Raw genomic sequence first — 16,274 nt, forward strand, 5'->3', positions numbered from 1 at the left:
ACTGGATGAATAGACAGTCCAGGCGGGAAATCACGGCGGCGACGGGCAGCTGAAATGCTGCTCCTGCTCGCTCAGCAGCGCCTCCCCCTGCCACAGTTGCACCCTGACCCTGACCTGGTAGGGACAGCTCAACCCCAGACTCAGCCGGCCCAGACCATGGGGGCGATCGGCGAGCAGTCTGACCTGCCCTCCCTGGCGCTGGTGGCTCTGCCCGGCGGCGCCTTCGCTCCACAGATCCAGGGTGAAGCCCAGCGTCACAGGCTGGCCGCTGTGCAGGGTGGGGGCCAGGGAGAGGCCGGTGGGGGTCGATATGGCATTGAACTGCACACTGGGGACTGGCGTCATCTCGTTCTCCTCGGCCAGGACGGCCAGGGTCATCAGCCATGGCAGGGGCAGCAGGCACCACCAGAGGTGACCCCCGCGCCGCCGCGAAAATGAAAAAGGGGCCCGCAGGCCCCCGAACATGAGACGCATCAATTGCCGCCCTGGTAGACATAAGCCTGGTTGTTGCTGCCGTACACATCGACCTGAGCCGTATTGTAGCTGGCGGTCTGCACCACATCGACCAGGTTGTTGCCGCCATTCATGCCGGCGTTGACGTAGACATCGGCCACATGGTGGTTGCCGGTCTGGCTGACGCTCAGCTCGTTGTCGCTGCCCAGATAGGATTCGACGGAGGCGCTGTTCATGTCCCCGGTCTGGGTCACGGTCACGGTCGAACCCGAGTGGGACGCATCGGCATAGGCCCAGTTGTCATTCCCGCTCTGGGCCACGGTCAGCTCGTTGTCCGACCCCCAGGTCCAGGCGCCCTTACCTTCCACGTCACGGGCGGCCGCCACCTGGTTGCGATCCCCTTGCTGGTCGATGGCGATCTGGTTGTTGCTGCCCGCCTCCTGCACTGCATTGGCGTAGTTGTCATTCCCGTTCTGATCTATGGTCACCACGCCATCCGTGCTGCTGGCCAGCTGCTTGACTACGGCATCGTTGCCATTGCCCTGCTGATTGACGCTGGCCTGGTTGCCCGCCCCCTTCTGCTCGGTGTCGGCCAGGTTGCCTTCACCCACCTGATGTATGGTGGCCTGTTCGCCGGCGCCGCTCTGATAGGCGATGGCCAGGTTGTCATCCCCCAGCTGATCGATGGTCAACCCGTCGTCATGGCCGGTCTGGCTGGTTTCGATCTCGTTGCGGTTGCCAACCTGGGTCAGGGTGGCGCGCTCGTTGCTGCCAGCCTGGTGGGCGGTCAGGGTGTTGCCCTCACCGGCCGCAGAGCCGGACTGGGCCGTGGTCACATAGCCATCGGCACCGCTCTGGGTGACATAGGCCTTGTTATCGAGATCGCGCTGGTCGACCAGGGCCTCGTTGCCACTGCCAGACTGGGTCACCTTTGCCAGGGTTCCCTCCGGATAGGCATAGCCATAGTTATTGGTGGCCTGAGTGACGCTGGCCTTGTTCAGGTTGCCGGACTGGGCAACCTGGGCTTCGGCGCCATCGGCGATCTGCTGGGAGACGCTGGCCTCATGGCCATTGCCGAGCTGGCTGACGTTGGCGATGGCCTTGTCGGACCAATAGTTGTTGAGGTTGGCCTCGTTGTGATTGCCCACCTGGCTCACGGTAGAACTGGCACCATCACCGTTGTCCTGCATCACATCGGCGTTGTTGTGGTTGCCGATCTGGGCCACGGAGGCATGGGATCCTTCGTTGAACACCTGCTGGGTCACGGTGGCGACGTTGAAGTTGCCCGTGCTCGCGACCTGGGCCAGGGAGCCCGCCGTGCTGGACTCCTGGGTCACCAGGGCGTCGTTGCCGACCCCGATCTGAGCCACGCTGGCCTCGGACTGGCTGGTGTTCTTCTGGATGGTTTTCGCCTCGTTGTCGGCCCCCACCTGGCTGATGCTCGCCTCGTTGTGGTTGCTGTTGTCGATCTGCTCGACCGTGGCCAGGTTGTTGTTGCCGGTTTGGGCGACCGTGGCCTGGTTGTTGGTGGAAGCCGCCCAGACGCTGGAAGTAGCCAGCAATACGGCGGAGGCGATGATGGTACGTTTGAACATGATTTCCCTCTCGTGCTTTGGTGTGAGCCTGGGCTCAGTTGGTTTGGACTACTCTCACTTGCTGGTTGACCCCCGCCTGAATGACGGTGGCCGCCAGGCCGCTGCCGCTCTGCTCTATGGTGGCCAGATTGCCATCACCGAGCTGAACCGCCCGCGCCCGATTGTCATACCCGCTCTGGCTGATCCAGGCCTGGTTGTCCAGACCCTGCTGCCACAGCCAGATCTGGTTGCCGACGCCGGCCTGGTAGAGCTCGGCACTGTTGCCGACCCCGAGCTGGACCGCATCGACCCAGTGGTTGTCACCGATCTGCTCCAGGCTCAGCCGCTGCCGATCCCCTCGCTGCATCAGGCGCGCCTGGTTGTCGTTCCCCGACTGGCCGAGCAACAGCTCGTTGTCCGTGCCCAGTTGCCACAGCCGGGCCTGATTGCCCTCCCCGCGCTGCAGCAGCTCGAGTTCGTTGTCTTGTCCCAGTTCGCTGGCCGGGGCGAGATCCTGCGCCGCCACGGGCAGGCCGAGCAGGCTCAGGGTCATCAGGAGAGGCGTCAGGTATTTCATCTGTGATTACCTTTTTGAAGTGCGGGTCCAGTATCCCCAGCCCCCGGCCGGGCGGCCATCAGGCACATAGCTGATTCGAGGCTGATTCGGATCCCGCCCGTCCTGGGAAGAAAGTGTGAGAAGAGGCTGAGACCCGCCCTCCCCATGGGGACCCATGAAAAAAGGCCCTGAACGGGCCTTTGAAAGAAAGTGGGCAGAGGTGAGACAGGCCTTGAGTGGCTGACCCCGCCTCAGAGGATGGGGGCGCTGTCTTGCAGATACCCCTGCAGTATGGGGTTGTCCAGATCCCTGGCATCGGCCAGCTGCCAGAGGTTGTCCCGCACCCCGTTGGCGATGAGGCGGATCACCGCAGATTCGATGGCGGACATGACGCACATCTGCACCGGCTCGTTGGTGCTGAACCCGGCTTCGGCCTCCAGCAGCCGCTTGTACTCGACGAAGCGGAACACCCCGGCCTGCACCTGCTGGGAGAGGATGGTCTTGGCGGTGGTGACGCTGTTGAGGATGCGGCCGGAGCGGATATCGACCGCCCTCAGGTTGACGGTAACCTGATCGACCCTGTATTCACCGCTCGCCCCTATCCCGAAATACTTGGCCCCTACCCCACCGGTGCGCACATTGCTGTCATAGGCGACTATGCCCCCCTCGATCAGTATGTTGGCCGCCACCAGGGAGGGGAGCTGCTGCTGATTGTTGCCAGGCACATTGGGCTTGTTCTGGGTCGCCCGCACTATCTTGCGCTCGGTCAGGAGATTCTGCAGCCCCTCCCGCTCCAGGGGGACGAACCATTGGGAATCCCACAGCGCCGTGCTGAGCATGGCGACCCCGCCCTGGGTCACGGCGGTGGAGAAGTTGGAAGCCGGCGCCGGCAGATACTGGCCCGTCTGGTCACGAAAGTCGTAGACGGCGGCCACTATCTTGCCCTTGGGCTTGGGCAGGCTGATCAGCTCTTTATAGGAGATGGATCTCGGCATCAGGGTCGCCTTCTCATCGGGCTCGGGGGAGCCTATGTGGGTGGCACAACCGCCGAGGCCAAGCAGCAGGGCCACCAGGGGCAGGGTGGCGAACAGGGGTATCCGTTTCATAGCATCCTCAGTCGGCGATCAGGCCATTCACTTCGATCAGGGTGGTTTCATTCGTCGCTCTATCCGTGATGGAGATGGCCAGGGTGCCATCCTCGTCCACCACATTGATCGCGAACTCGTCGGTAACCAGGCTGCCGCTCTGGCTGCCATCCTGGCCTATGTCCGCCAGCAACTGGCTCACCAGCCGCGACTGCAGGCTGGAGGTGAGCCTGTCCAGGGCCGAGGTGCCGCTGCTGCCACCGGCGGAGGGATCCTTGTAATCGTTCTGGGCATTGGCCGTGCCCAGCAGGTGGCTGCTGTTGAGAGGATTACCGCCAAAGCTGGGGTTGATGGGGCGATAGATCAGCTCGGAGGCGGAGGCGGTCATGGTGACCGTCAGGGCCAGGAGCAGGAGGCGAGAGCACATATGCCATGTCCTTATAGTTCATCGTGTTCCAGATCGAAGGTATCCATGAACATCATGGCCACCTTCTGTTGCCGTAAAATCTTGCTCACCTGGCCCCAGGCCTGCTGCGCCGCCAGCTCTCCCTGGCTGCGCACCGGCGAGAGCGCCGTCTTGAACAGCACCTTGCGGTTGTGGGTTACCCAGACAAGACTCCCCCAGCGCGCCGTCGGCCGCTCATGGATGGTGAGGTTCTCCCTGCCGTCCGGGTCTTCATCCTCCCGCAGCCGGCTGAAGTGGTGATAGAACCCCTGGCCGAAGCGGGTGAAGGTGCGATCGATCACCAGGCCCCCTATCTCTATCCTGTCGTTCTCCTGCTCGGGTTGCAGGGACTCCAGGGGCGCGTTGACATCCTCGTCAGCGGCCAGCAGGGGCGCGGCGGCCAGCCAGAGGCAGAGCAGCCAGCGTTGCATCAGTGGGAACTCGTGAAATCGAGGTAATCCTTGGCCCAGCTCACCGCCTGCAGCCGGTTCTTGACGTTCAGCTTCTTGAAGACGTTATAAAGGTGGGACTTGATGGTGTGCTCGCTGACGAACAGGCTGTCGGCAATCTCGGTGTTGGAGGCCCCCGTCATCAGGTAGCGAATGATCTCCCGCTCGCGCACCGTGAGCAGGGTCTGGTGGCGTTGGGCGGGCTCGTTGCCCTGCCGGTAGTAGTTGACCAGCTCGCACATCAGATGACGGGGGATCCAGAACTCCCCCTCCATCACCTTGCGGATCCCGGCCACCAGGCGATCCAGGGGATCCTGGCGAAAGAAGAGGCCGCTGGTATTGGGCCACATCAGCAGCAGATCCCTGTCCGTGCTGTTGGGGGCATTGAGCAGCACTGTGCTAGCGGAGTCGAAGGCGGCGATGGCCCTGTGCCAGCCGAACTGCTGGCTCGACTTGAGATAATCCAGATCGATCAGAAACAGGCTGCACTCCCCCATGGTCAACAGCTGATCCGGTTGGCTGATCAGCGTGATGGGTTGACCCACTTGCGCCATCAAGTGGCTGGTAAAGGTCGTCGCCTGCACATTGCCTTCGGTCACGAGGACCAAGGGGGTCACTGTCGTCATGGGGCTCTTCCTTGAACTGTGTGCCGGTTGGCTCGTTTTTGTTTTTTCGGGTGCCAGGAATGGTCGCAAGAGAGTAACAACCCCCTATTTTTGCACAGCATTAAAAAAGTATGAGACGCCGACCAAATGGGAGTAAAACTCATTTTTTTCTAGACAATACAGTGGACTAGGATACGCCCCCTATTTGGGGGGGCAAATGAGACATGAGGGTTCAACGCGGGGTCATCATGGTGCTGTCGGACGCTGCCCTCGTGGCCGGGCCACTTGTCCGGCGACCGGCAAATGGGCTAGCGTAACCTGAAGCGGACCGGGGCGAGCCAAAGCGGCCCGCTCGCGCTAAAGATGTGCTATCCCGGGCATCAACTGTTACTATTGCCGGCTAATCGGATGTCGATGGCCGGGCTCAGCCCCGGTTGGCGACAGGCGAGCGGCAGACGTCGATTAAGACGGCACCTGCCCTGTGCGACGGCAACATTGTGTGACATTCAGACCAGACTGCTGGTCGGTATATAAAGGTGGAAGAGAGATTATGGCCAGTCGAGGCATCAACAAAGTCATTCTGATCGGTAACCTGGGACAAGACCCGGAAGTGCGCTACATGCCGAGCGGCGGTGCCGTGACCAACATCACCCTGGCCACCTCCGAAACCTGGCGCGACAAGCAGACCGGTGAGCAGAAAGAGCGCACCGAATGGCACCGTGTGGTGTTCATGGGCAAGCTGGCCGAAGTGGCGGGCGAGTACCTGAAGAAAGGCTCCCAGGTCTATGTCGAAGGCAAGCTGCAGACCCGCAAGTGGCAAGATCAGAGCGGCCAGGAGCGCTACACCACAGAGGTACTGGTCGACAGCTTCAGTGGCGTGATGCAGATGCTGGGTGGTCGCCCCCAGGGTGGCGCCGGTCAAGGCATGGGCGGCCAGCCGTCTCAGGGCAACTGGGGTCAGCCGCAGCAGGCCGCTCCCGCGCAGAACATGCAGCAACGTCCCGCCGCCCCTCAGCAGAACATGCAGCAGGGAGGCTACAGCCGCCCGCAGCAGCAACCCCAGTCTGCTCCGCCGGTCTACAACGAACCGCCGATGGATTTCGACGACGATATTCCCTTCTAAAAAATACCTGCGATCAGGCCCTGACCATTCAGGGCCTTTTTCCATGTCCACGACTGTCGCAGCCAAGCCGCACTCTCCCCCCAATGTTGACCTATCCGGTCACCGCACTCCCTGCCGCTTCGGGGAATTCGCTATGATGCAGGCGGATGACAACATGACAGGCACACCATGATCGCACGCGGACTCCTGATCATCGCACTCTTGCTGAGCGGGCCTCTGAGCGCCCAGCCACTCAAGGTGGGCGTCAGCTTCGCCATCCCCCCTTATGTGATCCAGGAGCAGGGCCGAGGCATTGAGCTGGACCTGCTGCGCGCCGCCTTCGACGGCAGCGAATATCGTCTCGATTTCCAGTACCTGCCCCTGGAACGCACCTTCCGCATGCTGGCCGACGGCAAGCTGGATGCCATCATCAACGTCAGACCCGGCATGCTGGACGGCGCCTTTCTCTCCCGCCCCGTCATCCGTTTTCGCAACCAGGTCTTCACCCTGCCCCCCTTCACGCTCATGAGCCTGGACGACCTGGCCACCATGAGGGTGACCGCCTTTCAGCGAGCCACTCGGGTACTGGGACCAGACTTTGCCGCCGTGGCCGCCCGCAATCCCCACTACGAGGAGGTGGCCAAACAGCAGACACAGGTGCGTCAGCTGCTGCTCGGCCGGGTGGATGCCGTGATCATGGAAGAGCGAGTCTTCCACTACTTTCTGGATCAGCTGCAACCCGCCGACCCCCTCCATGGCTCCCGGGCACAGATCCTGGCTCACTCCCTGTTCGCTCCCACCCTCTACCACTTCGCCTTTCGCAGTGCGGCGGTGCGGGATCATTTCGATCGGGCCCTGCTGGCCATGCGTGTCGATGGCCGCTACGAGCAGATCTTTGCCGACTATGATGTCAGCCCCTGAAATGGGGAGAGCCAGCCATAGAAAAGCCAGCACAGAGGCTGGCTTTTGGTACTGGCTCGGCTGAGCTGAGTTACTTCATGGCGCTGCCGTTCTTGAGTTCGGCTTTCTGGCGCTTGGCCTCGCGCTTTTCCTTCAGTGACATCTGCGGCTTCTTCTTGCCATCTTTGCCGTTGTGATGTTCTTTGTTGCTCATCATCAAACTCCAAAAATGTGACCGACACACGGGGCCAGGCCCCTGTTGCCATCCGAATCGTTAACTACTAGTACTGACTTGCCCCCAACGAACAGGGGCGACCCAGCATACCCCTGAACCCGAGCCAGGATCCATCCCCATCTGCAGCCCAGCTTGAGCAAGACATTGACCCGGGATCCGGGCAAGCCACTCATATCTATCGTTATTTTATTTATTGTCTGGTTACGGTGAAATTTATACACCCGCCTGTTCGAGCCACTATTTTTTAAGGCAAAAAACGCTTCAGAGAAAATAATGACGCCGATGACAAGGGTAAAAACCAATGGCAAGAGGGGAATAAGAAATAATCAACGATATGTGATAAGGTGCTTCATTACCAACTTGCCAGGAGAGTCCCGTGAAAAAGCTGGAAATGAAAGATCTCACCGAGAAAGAAAAGGCTGAAATAACCCAACTGCTGCAAAAGGCACAGGCCAATGCGGATCACCCCTTGACCAATGGCGAGCGCAACAAGATCCGGGAAGAGGGTCGCCTCAAGGTCGTGGCCGATCGCGCCGAAGCCGCCAAGGAAGCTTCCCGCATCGCCCGCGAGAAAGCCAAGGAACGGGCCCGCAACCAGGTACTGCCAGAGACCTTCAGCTGGATTGACTCCGTCAGTGGCAAGTTCCGCGGCCGCCGCTGAGCCCGCTGGCGGCGGCTTCCGGGGCCGGGCGACCTTGCAGAGTCCCCCACCTGCACCATCAGCTGCTTTTTAAAGTTTTTTTCACCCTCATGTCGCGCCAGCTCGTCATGGCTCATGATGGGTGTGATGATCCCCGCCAGGGCAGGCTGGCCAAGGATCCCACTCTCGATCCGCCAACATCCAGCGGATGATTCCCCCCCTTTTCCGGCAAGATTTCACCGCCAGAATGGCTGCAGAAAAAAAGGATTGGCGAGATAAAGATTGCTATCGCAGAGGGGGCGTGTTTTAATCTTTCTCGATGGTTCGGTAGTTCAGACCACATTATGTTAGGTAGTCTCTAGTAAAGCAGTGATTAGATAGGCGTTATCTTAGATTTCTCTTATCAAATAATTCTCCTTGTTTAGTGCGCCATACGTATTCTGACGAAAAATCATAAATTGCCATATGGCACTTAAACACTCAAAAGGAAATTATTATGTCTAACAAAATGACTGGTACCGTTAAATTCTTCAACGCTGAAAAAGGTTTTGGCTTCATCTCCCCGGCTGACGGCAGCAAAGACGTGTTCGTACACTTCTCCGCCATCCAGTCCACCAGCTTCAAAACCCTGGACGAAGGTCAGCGCGTTGAGTTCACCATCGAGCAAGGCCAGAAAGGCCCGGCTGCTGCCAACGTAGTTGGTCTGTAATTCAAGCCGAGAGGCCGGTAATCAGGCAGATGCCTGCTGACTGACCACTTGCAAGAATTTAAAAAAACCCGCCTCGGCGGGTTTTTTGTCGTCTGGCATCCGGACTATACCTCTCCTCGACAAGCCCTCTTCCCTCAGAAACAAACAAATGAAAATCAATATCATTTGCAATTGATTCTCGTTTGCATAAAATGCCTGCCGACAAACACAATCCGTTTGAGGCTCAGCTCCGCCCACCCAGTGCGACACCAAGATCCCGGGACACAGAGGCGAGCCGAGAAACTTTCCTTGCCAGGAGTTCAGGTTTTCATGACTAGCATCCGCATCACCCCTCTCGCCACCCTGATATTCGCCGCACTGGCCAGCCAGGCTCACGCCAGCCAGAACGAAGTCATGGTGGTCACCGCCTCGGGTTTCCAGCAGAAGATCGAAGACTCGGCCGCCTCCATCTCTGTGGTGACCCGGGAGCAACTGGAGAAACGCGCCTACCGTGACGTGACCGACGCCCTGAAAGACGTGCCCGGGGTCGTGATCACCGGTGGCGGCAGCAGCAGCGACATCAGCATCCGCGGCATGGGGGCCAAATACACGCTGATGCTGGTGGACGGCAAACGGGTCGACAGCCGTGGCACCCGCCCCAACAGCGACGGCCCCGGCATAGAGCAGGGCTGGTTGCCGCCCCTGCAAGCCATCGAGCGGATCGAGGTGGTGCGTGGCCCCATGTCCTCCCGCTATGGCTCGGACGCCATGGGGGGCGTCATCAACGTCATCACCCGCAAGACAGCCTCCATGACGGCATGGCAGGGCTCGGTCCATGCCGACAGCACCTTCCAGGAGAACAAGGCGTCCGGTGACATCTTCCAGACCGATGCCTACACCGCCGGCGCCCTGGTGGACGGCTTGCTGGGGGTGCGCCTGAATGGCCAGCTCTCCCATCGCGGCGAGGATCAGTTCCAGAACGGCTTCGCCGAGCAGGAGACCCGCAGCGGCACCGCCGTGTTCAGCCTGACCCCGGACGAGCACAACCGAATCGACTTCGAGCTGAGCCGCGGCCTGCAAGACAGGGATCGCACGCCGGGTGAATCCATTTCGGCCAAGGCCAAACCCAACCTGAGCACCTACGAGCGCACCAACTACGCCATCACCCATGACGGCCACTACGACTTCGGCTCCTCCACCAGCTATCTGCAACGGGAAGAGAACACCAACCCGGGTCGGCAGATGAAGATGATCAACACCATTGTCGACACCCATACCCAGCTCATCCTGGGGGATCACTACCTGAGCGTCGGCGGCCAATACCGTTACGAGGATCTGCAGGATCAGGGCAATCAGCTCAACGTGGCCGGCCGCGCCGACCAGCTGACCCGCTGGAGCTGGGCCCTGTTCGTGGAGGACGAGTGGGCCCTGACCGACAGCTTCGCCCTCACCGGCGGCATCCGCATGGACAGGGATCAGAACTACGGCAGCCACTGGAGTCCGCGTCTGTACGGGGTCTGGCACCCGGCCGAGCACTGGACCCTGAAGGGCGGCGTCTCCACCGGTTACCGCTCCCCCGACCTGCGCATGTCCGCCGCCAATTGGGGCCAGGCCACCGGGGGCGGCACCCAGAACGGCATGCTGGTGGGCAGCCCGGCCCTCAAGCCGGAGAAGAGCGTCAGCGAAGAGATTGCCCTGTTGTGGGATGGACAGCAGGGGCTCAACGCCAGCCTGACCCTGTTCAATACCGACTTCGAGGACAAGATAGCCGAGACCCGTCGCTGCACCAGCAAGGAGGATCCCGCCTGTACCCTGAACGGCCACACCTATGACTTCATCAGCGATCGCATCAACGTCGACGAGGCGAACATGCGCGGGGTGGAAGGCACGGCCAACTGGGCCATCAACCAGGATTGGTCGCTGGCCTCCAGCTACACCTTCACCCAGTCCGAGCAAAAGAGCGGCCCGATGGAGGGCAAGGCCCTCAACCAGATGCCGCGCCACATGTTCAACACCACGGTCGACTGGCAGACCAGCGAGGCGGTCAGCCTCTGGTCCAGGGTCAATTTCCGCAGCAAGACCTCGGACTACCTGAGCCGGGTCAGGATGGCAGAGGGCACCCCCTCCTACACCTTCTTCGACACAGGTCTGGTCTACAAGGCCAACCAGGCACTGAGTGTCACCGCCGGCGTCTACAACCTGCTGGACAAGACGGTGGACTACGCCAGCTATGGCACCGTGCTGGATGGACGCCGCTACAATCTGGGGCTGACCTACCAGTTCTGATCAACCCTTGCCAGCAACGAAACAGGCCCGCCGAGTGCGGGCCTGTTTCATTTTCGAGGGCCGCGTTCAGCGCGGCAGGCTGATCCTGGCCTCCAGTCCCCCCTCGGGGCGATTGTGCAGGGTCAGCTCGCCGCCATGCTGATGCACCAGGGTACGGGCGATGGAGAGTCCCAGCCCCACGCTGCCCGAGGCGGTATTGCGCGCCTCGTCCAGGCGCACGAAGGGCTTGAACACCTCCTCGAGCCGCTCACTGGCGATACCGGGCCCCTGATCCATCACCCGGATCAGCAGCTCGTGAGGGCCCGAGTCGAGGCGCACCTCCACCTCGCCCGCATACTTGAGGGCGTTGCCGATGAGGTTCTGCAACACCCGGCGCAGGGCATTGGCACGGCAGGCATAGACCAGCTTGCCCTGTGCCACGAAGTGCACCGGCTGGCCGGTATCGGCATAGTCATCGCACAGACTCTCCAGCAGGCTGACCAGATCCAGCTCCCGGGTCTGCTCCTCCGTGCCCTCGTCCCGGGCGAAACTCAAGGTCGCCGCCAGCATCTGCTCTATCTGCTGCAGGGTCTGCTGGATGCGCTCCTTGTCCTCGCCATCGGCCAGAAACTCGCTGCGCAGCCGCAGGCTGGTGATGGGGGTGCGCAGGTCGTGGGAGATGGCGGCCAGCATCTGGGTCCTGTCCTGGACGAAGCGTTCGAGCCGGGTATGCATGCGGTTGAACGCCTGGATAGAGTCGCGGATCTCGGTGGGCCCCTCCTCCTTGAGCAGGGCCGTCTCCTCGCCGCGCCCCAGCTTGTCGGCGTTGTGGGCCAGCTGCTTGAGGGGGCGGGTGGCGCGACGAAACAGCCAGATCATCAGGCCGATCACCAGGCTGGCCACCAGCAGCAGGTTGAAAGTGGTGCGCAGGGACCAGGCTCCCGCCTCCTTGTCCACCAGGGAGCTGAACTGCAACCACTGGCCGCCGGGCAGCTCGATGGAGCCATAGAGGCGCATGTCCTGGGGCGGCGGCCCCTTGCGATCGTCCATCATGCGCACATGATGGCGCCAGGCCCGGCTGCGGGGAGCATCCTTGCTGAGCTCGGCGCTGATCTCCACCATCAACCCGGGGGGATAGCCCAGCTTGCTGCGCACCAGCGCCTCGAAGCGGGGGCTGCGATTGTCCGGCTGCAGCGGCTCGTGGGCCAGGCGCAGGAACAGGGTCTCGCTGCGACTCGCCTTGAGGATCTCCCGGTGCAGCTCAGGGGGGGAGAGGGTGAGCAAGCGCACCACGGAGACGATGCGCTGCATGGCGTTGCGGCTGTTGACGAAGCCGAGGGCCTCCTCCCTGTCCGAGCGGTAGATCTGGATGCTGAGCAGCTGGATCAGGATGAGCCCCGCCAGGGCCACCAGCACTATCTGTCCGGTGAGCCCCTTGGGCCAGAGTCGCGTGAAGAGGTTCATGGATCACACCTGGGTCACATCGGCGGCGAACAGGTAACCGCCACCCCAGATGGTCTTGATGAGTTCCGGGTTCTTGGGGTCGCGCTCCAGCTTGCGCCGCAGCCGGCTCACCAGGGTGTCGATGGCGCGGTCGAAGGCCACCGCCTCCCGGCCACGGGCGAGATCCAGCAACTGATCCCGGCTCAGCACCCGCTGGGGTCGCTCCAGAAAGACCTTGAGCAAGTCGAACTCGGCGGTGGAGAGGCTGAGCCCCACCCCGTCCTCGTCGATCAGCTCGCGGCGATTGATGTCGAGCAGCCAGCGATCGAAACGCAGGTCCCGGGACAGGGTCTCGGCGACCGGCTGCTGATCGGCCTGGGTGCGGCGCATCACCGCCTTGATCCGGGCCAGCAGCTCCCGCGGGTTGAACGGCTTGGCGAGATAGTCATCGGCCCCCATCTCCAGCCCTATGATGCGGTCCGTCTCCTCCCCCATGGCAGTGAGCATGATGATGGGCAGGTTCGACTTCACCCTCAGCTCGCGGCACAGGGTGAGGCCATCTTCCCCGGGCAGCATGAGGTCGAGCACCAGCAGGTCGAACTCCCGCTCCTCCAGCAGCTTCTTCATCTCCCGCCCGTCACGGGCACAGCTGACGCGCATGCCGTGCTGCTCCAAAAAGCGCTTGAGCAGATCGCGGATCTCGCTGTGATCGTCGACCACCAGAATATGAGGGCTACCTTGGTTCATCATTGTCTCTCCCGTTATCGAGCTGGGGCGATTATACGAGAATCACTCGGGCGGGTTGTGTCAAAGTGTGCCAGAGCGCCAAGATGCCACACTCTGCTACAAAATAGGCTTCAACTGGCAAAATTCAGACACTTCCACGGTGTTTACTGGATACCAAGGCGAAACAGCCTCTACCCGTATTCATCCGACAGGAGTTACCCATGAAAAAACTGACCAAGACCCTGCTGACCGCCACCCTGATCCTGGGCCTGCCGCTGGGCGCCTATGCCGCCAGCGAAGCCGCCGCCACCGCGCCGTCCGAGCGCCCCGCCGTCGACTGCCCCATGGGTGGCAAGGGGATGGATGGCAAGCACCACAAGCGCCACGACCGTATGGAGCGCATGCAGAAGATGACGCCGGCAGAGATCCAGGCTCACCTGCAGCAGCGTTACGACAAGATAGAGGATCCGGCCAAGCAGGCCGAGTTCGTCAAGCGGCTGGGGGAGCGGGCCGAGGGCATGACCAAGCATGCCGAGGCGATGAAGGCCTTCGCCGACGCGCACCAGTAATCCAGACCAGCAACAACAAGGGGCCGACCGGCCCCTTGTTGTTTTTCTGCATCCAGTCCCCCGGGGGCGATCGGCTTACGCCTTGTCCACCACCCGCAGGCTCTTGACCGTCTCTCCCTCGAAGCGGATCACCACCTGCTTCTTGTCCAGCTCCGGCACAAGGGCCTTGCCGGTCTGGGCCAGGGTCGGCGAGCTCTCGCTCAGGTTCGCCATGTCGTAGTACCACAGCTCCAGCTGCTCTTCCTTGCCGGTGCTGGCCGGCTCACCGAACTTCTCCTTGATGCTCGCCCGGGTCGATACCCCCTCCTTGATCCCCAACGCCTTTTGCACTGCCTCGTTGGTGTAGCTGTCCGCGGCGCCGAGAGCCATCTCCTTGGTGGTGTCGGAGACGGCGTCCGTGACCGCATCGAACAGGCCCGCATGGGCAAACAGCGGCAGTGAGGTCAGGGCAACCAGTAAGACTTTCTTCATGACATGATTCCAATCGATAGCAACAAGGGGGGCCATGAGAACAGGTCGCAATCCCGTTCGTCAAGGCGACCGGGGAGAAATACGGACAAGAGTGGCGCCCATTTCCCCCCGCAGCCCTCCAGGAGCAGGGGATGAGGCAAGGCAGGGCCCTGGCCAGGAAATGACGCACCTCACAGGGGCGGACAGTGGGCCGAACGGTTGCGTCCCGCCCGCTTGGCGCGATAGAGCCACTCGTCGGCCCGGGCCAGCACGGCGTCCACCGCTTCCCCGGGCAGTACCTCGGTGGTGCCCAGGCTGACGGAGATGTGAAGCCCGGTGGGGAGCGCCTCCACCACCATCTCGGCCACGGCGCGGCGAATGCGCTCGGCGACCAGACAGAGCCCGGCCCCATGCAGGCCGGGCAGCAGGATCAGGAACTCCTCGCCGCCGCTGCGCACGAACAGATCCTGGCTGCGCAGCCGGGCCGCCACACAGGCGCAGAAGCCTTGCAGCACGGCATCCCCCTGCTGGTGGCCGAAGCGATCATTGATCTGCTTGAAGTGATCTATGTCCAGCATGATGAGACCGGAGCGTGCCTGCTCCAGGATCAGGCGGGGAAAATGGTCGAAGAAGTAGCGGCGGTTATGCAACCCGGTGAGGGGGTCCGTCTCGCTCAGCTGTTGCAGGCGCTGCTGGAGAGCGTATTGGTGCGTGATGTTGCGGGTGATCCAGGAGACGGCGCGCTTGCCGTCGTAGCGCGATGGCAGGGGCGCTATCTTGCCCTCGAAGCGCTGCATCCCCTGGGGGCCCGCCTTCGCATCGATATCCTTCACCTCGGCGGCCGCCAGTTCATACTCCACCACCTGCACCTGATCCGTGGCCAGGGTGAGGGCTATCTTGGCCATGATCCAGGCCGCCTTGTCCGGTGGCAGCATGTCCTGCAGCCGCTTGCCCACCAGGGGATTGCCATCCTGATAGGCGCTCTGCTCTATGCCGCCTATGTATTCGATGTAGTCACCCTCCTCGCTCAGGATGAACACGGGATCCGGCAATTGCGCCATCACTTCATAGAGTTGTTCCACCGTCAGCGCCATGGGCCCTTCCTCGTCAGCGGTCTCGGACAGACAAGGAGGCGTCCATCCCGCGCCTCCTTCTTATCTCATGCCTCATTCTTGAAGGCCAGCGGCTCACCTCATGGCGGGCCTGCGGGCGGCGACCAGCAACAACATGGGGCGTTCCGCCTCCTCGGCCAGGGCGGGATTGGCGGCGATCTGCTCGGCACTCGGCCCCCACTCTTCCACCCGCTCGAGCTGGAACCCGGCGGCGATCAGGGCATTGAGATAACTCCCCAGGGTGCGGTGATACTTGATCACCCCGGGAGCCAGCCAGTCGCTCGTCCGCCGCCCTTCGGCCTGATAACCGTTGATGGGCCAGGAGCGCCTCCCCTGCTCGTCTTGCAGCCAGCCCTGCGGTTGCGGGCAGGTGAAGATGGGATGCTCCACCGAGAACACCAGGCTGGCACCGGGATGGAGCGCATCGAACAGCTGCTCAAACAGGGGGGCCACCTCGGGCAGATAGTGCAGGGCCAGGGAGCTGTAGACGAGGTCATAGGGCTCCCCCTCCAGGGTCAGGGCCGCCAGATCCCCCTGACAGTAGCGGATCGCCGGATCCCGGGTCAGTTCGGCCGCCCGGGCCAGCATCCTGCTGGAGAGATCGATCCCCAGCACCTCGGCCGCCCCCTGCTCCCGGGCGCTGCGGCAAAACCAGCCATAACCGCAACCCAGATCCAGCACTCGCTTGCCCGCCAGCGGCGGCAGCATGGCCCGCAGCGACGCCCATTCGGGGGCGCCATCCAGCCCATGCACCGAGCGGGGCAACTGGGCATAACCTTCGAAGAACGCCTGATTATCATAGATATTTTGTGACATGTTTGACTCCTGGGTCAGCAAGGCAAGTCTGGCAGAAAGATTCACTCGAGTGCAGTTATCCGGTCATGAAACACAAGGTGCATCGGCCAGGCAATAAAAAAGCAGAGGACCCGATGGGCCCTCTGCTCGCGGTGCATTGGTCGCTATCAAGGACCAATCCA

The 16,274-nt window shown here is 61.9% G+C and carries 19 protein-coding genes; 6 read left to right on the plus strand and 13 right to left on the minus strand.

Annotated features, from left to right (window positions below; all coding sequences use genetic code 11):
• Positions 1–30: 30 nt before the first annotated feature.
• The 7 genes from csgH to ACEUCR_RS16115 all read right to left on the minus strand — a co-directional run bounded on the left by csgH (position 31) and on the right by ACEUCR_RS16115 (position 5,188).
• Positions 31–345: a curli-like amyloid fiber formation chaperone CsgH gene (csgH, locus tag ACEUCR_RS16085; protein ID WP_162625896.1), complete on the minus strand. Its 315-nt coding sequence runs from the start codon at positions 343–345 to the stop codon at positions 31–33.
• A 128-nt stretch (positions 346–473) separates the two neighbouring features.
• Complete coding sequence (locus ACEUCR_RS16090) at positions 474–2,048, minus strand: curlin (RefSeq protein ID WP_408791412.1); 1,575 nt, start codon at positions 2,046–2,048, stop codon at positions 474–476.
• 34 nt (positions 2,049–2,082) lie between these two features.
• Positions 2,083–2,604, minus strand: coding sequence for a curlin (locus ACEUCR_RS16095; RefSeq protein WP_408791414.1), 522 nt, complete (start codon positions 2,602–2,604; stop codon positions 2,083–2,085).
• A gap of 230 nt (positions 2,605–2,834) precedes the next feature.
• Positions 2,835–3,689, minus strand: a complete 855-nt coding sequence (locus tag ACEUCR_RS16100) for a CsgG/HfaB family protein (protein ID WP_041997397.1) — start codon at positions 3,687–3,689, stop codon at positions 2,835–2,837.
• 7 nt (positions 3,690–3,696) lie between these two features.
• A complete protein-coding gene (locus tag ACEUCR_RS16105) occupies positions 3,697–4,095 on the minus strand; it encodes a curli assembly protein CsgF (protein ID WP_041997395.1) in 399 nt (132 codons plus the stop codon).
• An 11-nt stretch (positions 4,096–4,106) separates the two neighbouring features.
• Positions 4,107–4,544 (minus strand): curli production assembly/transport protein CsgE, encoded by a 438-nt coding sequence (locus ACEUCR_RS16110; protein WP_052448046.1) that lies wholly within the window; start codon positions 4,542–4,544, stop codon positions 4,107–4,109.
• A complete protein-coding gene (locus tag ACEUCR_RS16115) occupies positions 4,544–5,188 on the minus strand; it encodes a LuxR C-terminal-related transcriptional regulator (protein WP_041997392.1) in 645 nt (214 codons plus the stop codon). Before ACEUCR_RS16115 ends, ACEUCR_RS16110 begins: the two co-directional genes overlap by 1 nt.
• A 529-nt stretch (positions 5,189–5,717) precedes the next feature.
• Between ACEUCR_RS16115 and ACEUCR_RS16120 the strand changes: the two genes are divergently transcribed.
• Together ACEUCR_RS16120 and ACEUCR_RS16125 are read left to right on the plus strand one after the other, a co-directional pair.
• Positions 5,718–6,290 (plus strand): single-stranded DNA-binding protein, encoded by a 573-nt coding sequence (locus tag ACEUCR_RS16120; RefSeq protein ID WP_041997390.1) that lies wholly within the window; start codon positions 5,718–5,720, stop codon positions 6,288–6,290.
• Positions 6,291–6,458: 168 nt separating this feature from the next.
• Positions 6,459–7,190, plus strand: a complete 732-nt coding sequence (locus ACEUCR_RS16125; protein WP_111874290.1) for a substrate-binding periplasmic protein — start codon at positions 6,459–6,461, stop codon at positions 7,188–7,190.
• A gap of 70 nt (positions 7,191–7,260) precedes the next feature.
• On the opposite strand, the gene ACEUCR_RS16130 is transcribed toward ACEUCR_RS16125, so the two are convergent.
• A complete protein-coding gene (locus ACEUCR_RS16130; RefSeq protein WP_280136481.1) occupies positions 7,261–7,386 on the minus strand; it encodes a hypothetical protein in 126 nt (41 codons plus the stop codon).
• 394 nt (positions 7,387–7,780) lie between these two features.
• On the opposite strand from ACEUCR_RS16130, the gene yjbD reads away from it, so the two are divergent.
• The 3 genes from yjbD to ACEUCR_RS16145 all read left to right on the plus strand — a co-directional run bounded on the left by yjbD (position 7,781) and on the right by ACEUCR_RS16145 (position 11,018).
• Positions 7,781–8,065: a DUF3811 domain-containing protein gene (yjbD, locus tag ACEUCR_RS16135; RefSeq protein ID WP_041997385.1), complete on the plus strand. Its 285-nt coding sequence runs from the start codon at positions 7,781–7,783 to the stop codon at positions 8,063–8,065.
• Between the two features lie 475 nt (positions 8,066–8,540).
• Positions 8,541–8,753 carry a transcription antiterminator/RNA stability regulator CspE gene (gene cspE, locus ACEUCR_RS16140; protein ID WP_005316548.1) on the plus strand — a complete coding sequence of 71 codons (213 nt, stop codon included), beginning with the start codon at positions 8,541–8,543 and terminating at the stop codon, positions 8,751–8,753.
• 309 nt (positions 8,754–9,062) lie between these two features.
• Positions 9,063–11,018, plus strand: a complete 1,956-nt coding sequence (locus ACEUCR_RS16145) for a ligand-gated channel protein (protein ID WP_408791416.1) — start codon at positions 9,063–9,065, stop codon at positions 11,016–11,018.
• Between the two features lie 66 nt (positions 11,019–11,084).
• On the opposite strand, the gene ACEUCR_RS16150 is transcribed toward ACEUCR_RS16145, so the two are convergent.
• Entirely contained in the window at positions 11,085–12,461 is a 1,377-nt protein-coding gene (locus ACEUCR_RS16150; RefSeq protein ID WP_408791418.1) for an ATP-binding protein, read from the minus strand.
• A 3-nt stretch (positions 12,462–12,464) separates the two neighbouring features.
• On the minus strand, positions 12,465–13,187 hold the full coding sequence (locus ACEUCR_RS16155; RefSeq protein ID WP_041997433.1) for a response regulator: 723 nt from the start codon (positions 13,185–13,187) through the stop codon (positions 12,465–12,467).
• A 200-nt stretch (positions 13,188–13,387) separates the two neighbouring features.
• Between ACEUCR_RS16155 and ACEUCR_RS16160 the strand changes: the two genes are divergently transcribed.
• Entirely contained in the window at positions 13,388–13,735 is a 348-nt protein-coding gene (locus ACEUCR_RS16160) for a hypothetical protein (protein ID WP_392443564.1), read from the plus strand.
• A gap of 75 nt (positions 13,736–13,810) precedes the next feature.
• Here the strand turns inward: ACEUCR_RS16160 and ACEUCR_RS16165 are convergent, their stop codons facing one another.
• The 3 genes from ACEUCR_RS16165 to ACEUCR_RS16175 form a co-directional block, all read right to left on the minus strand.
• Complete coding sequence (locus tag ACEUCR_RS16165; protein WP_392443567.1) at positions 13,811–14,206, minus strand: hypothetical protein; 396 nt, start codon at positions 14,204–14,206, stop codon at positions 13,811–13,813.
• 170 nt (positions 14,207–14,376) lie between these two features.
• Positions 14,377–15,279: a sensor domain-containing diguanylate cyclase gene (locus ACEUCR_RS16170; protein WP_041997368.1), complete on the minus strand. Its 903-nt coding sequence runs from the start codon at positions 15,277–15,279 to the stop codon at positions 14,377–14,379.
• A gap of 93 nt (positions 15,280–15,372) precedes the next feature.
• The gene (locus ACEUCR_RS16175; RefSeq protein WP_041997366.1) at positions 15,373–16,113 is read right to left on the minus strand and encodes a class I SAM-dependent methyltransferase; all 741 of its coding nucleotides are present in this window, start codon (positions 16,111–16,113) and stop codon (positions 15,373–15,375) included.
• Positions 16,114–16,274 lie beyond the last annotated feature (161 nt).

This window comes from Aeromonas bivalvium (assembly GCF_046078285.1).
Taxonomy (GTDB): Bacteria; Pseudomonadota; Gammaproteobacteria; order Enterobacterales; family Aeromonadaceae; genus Aeromonas; species Aeromonas bivalvium.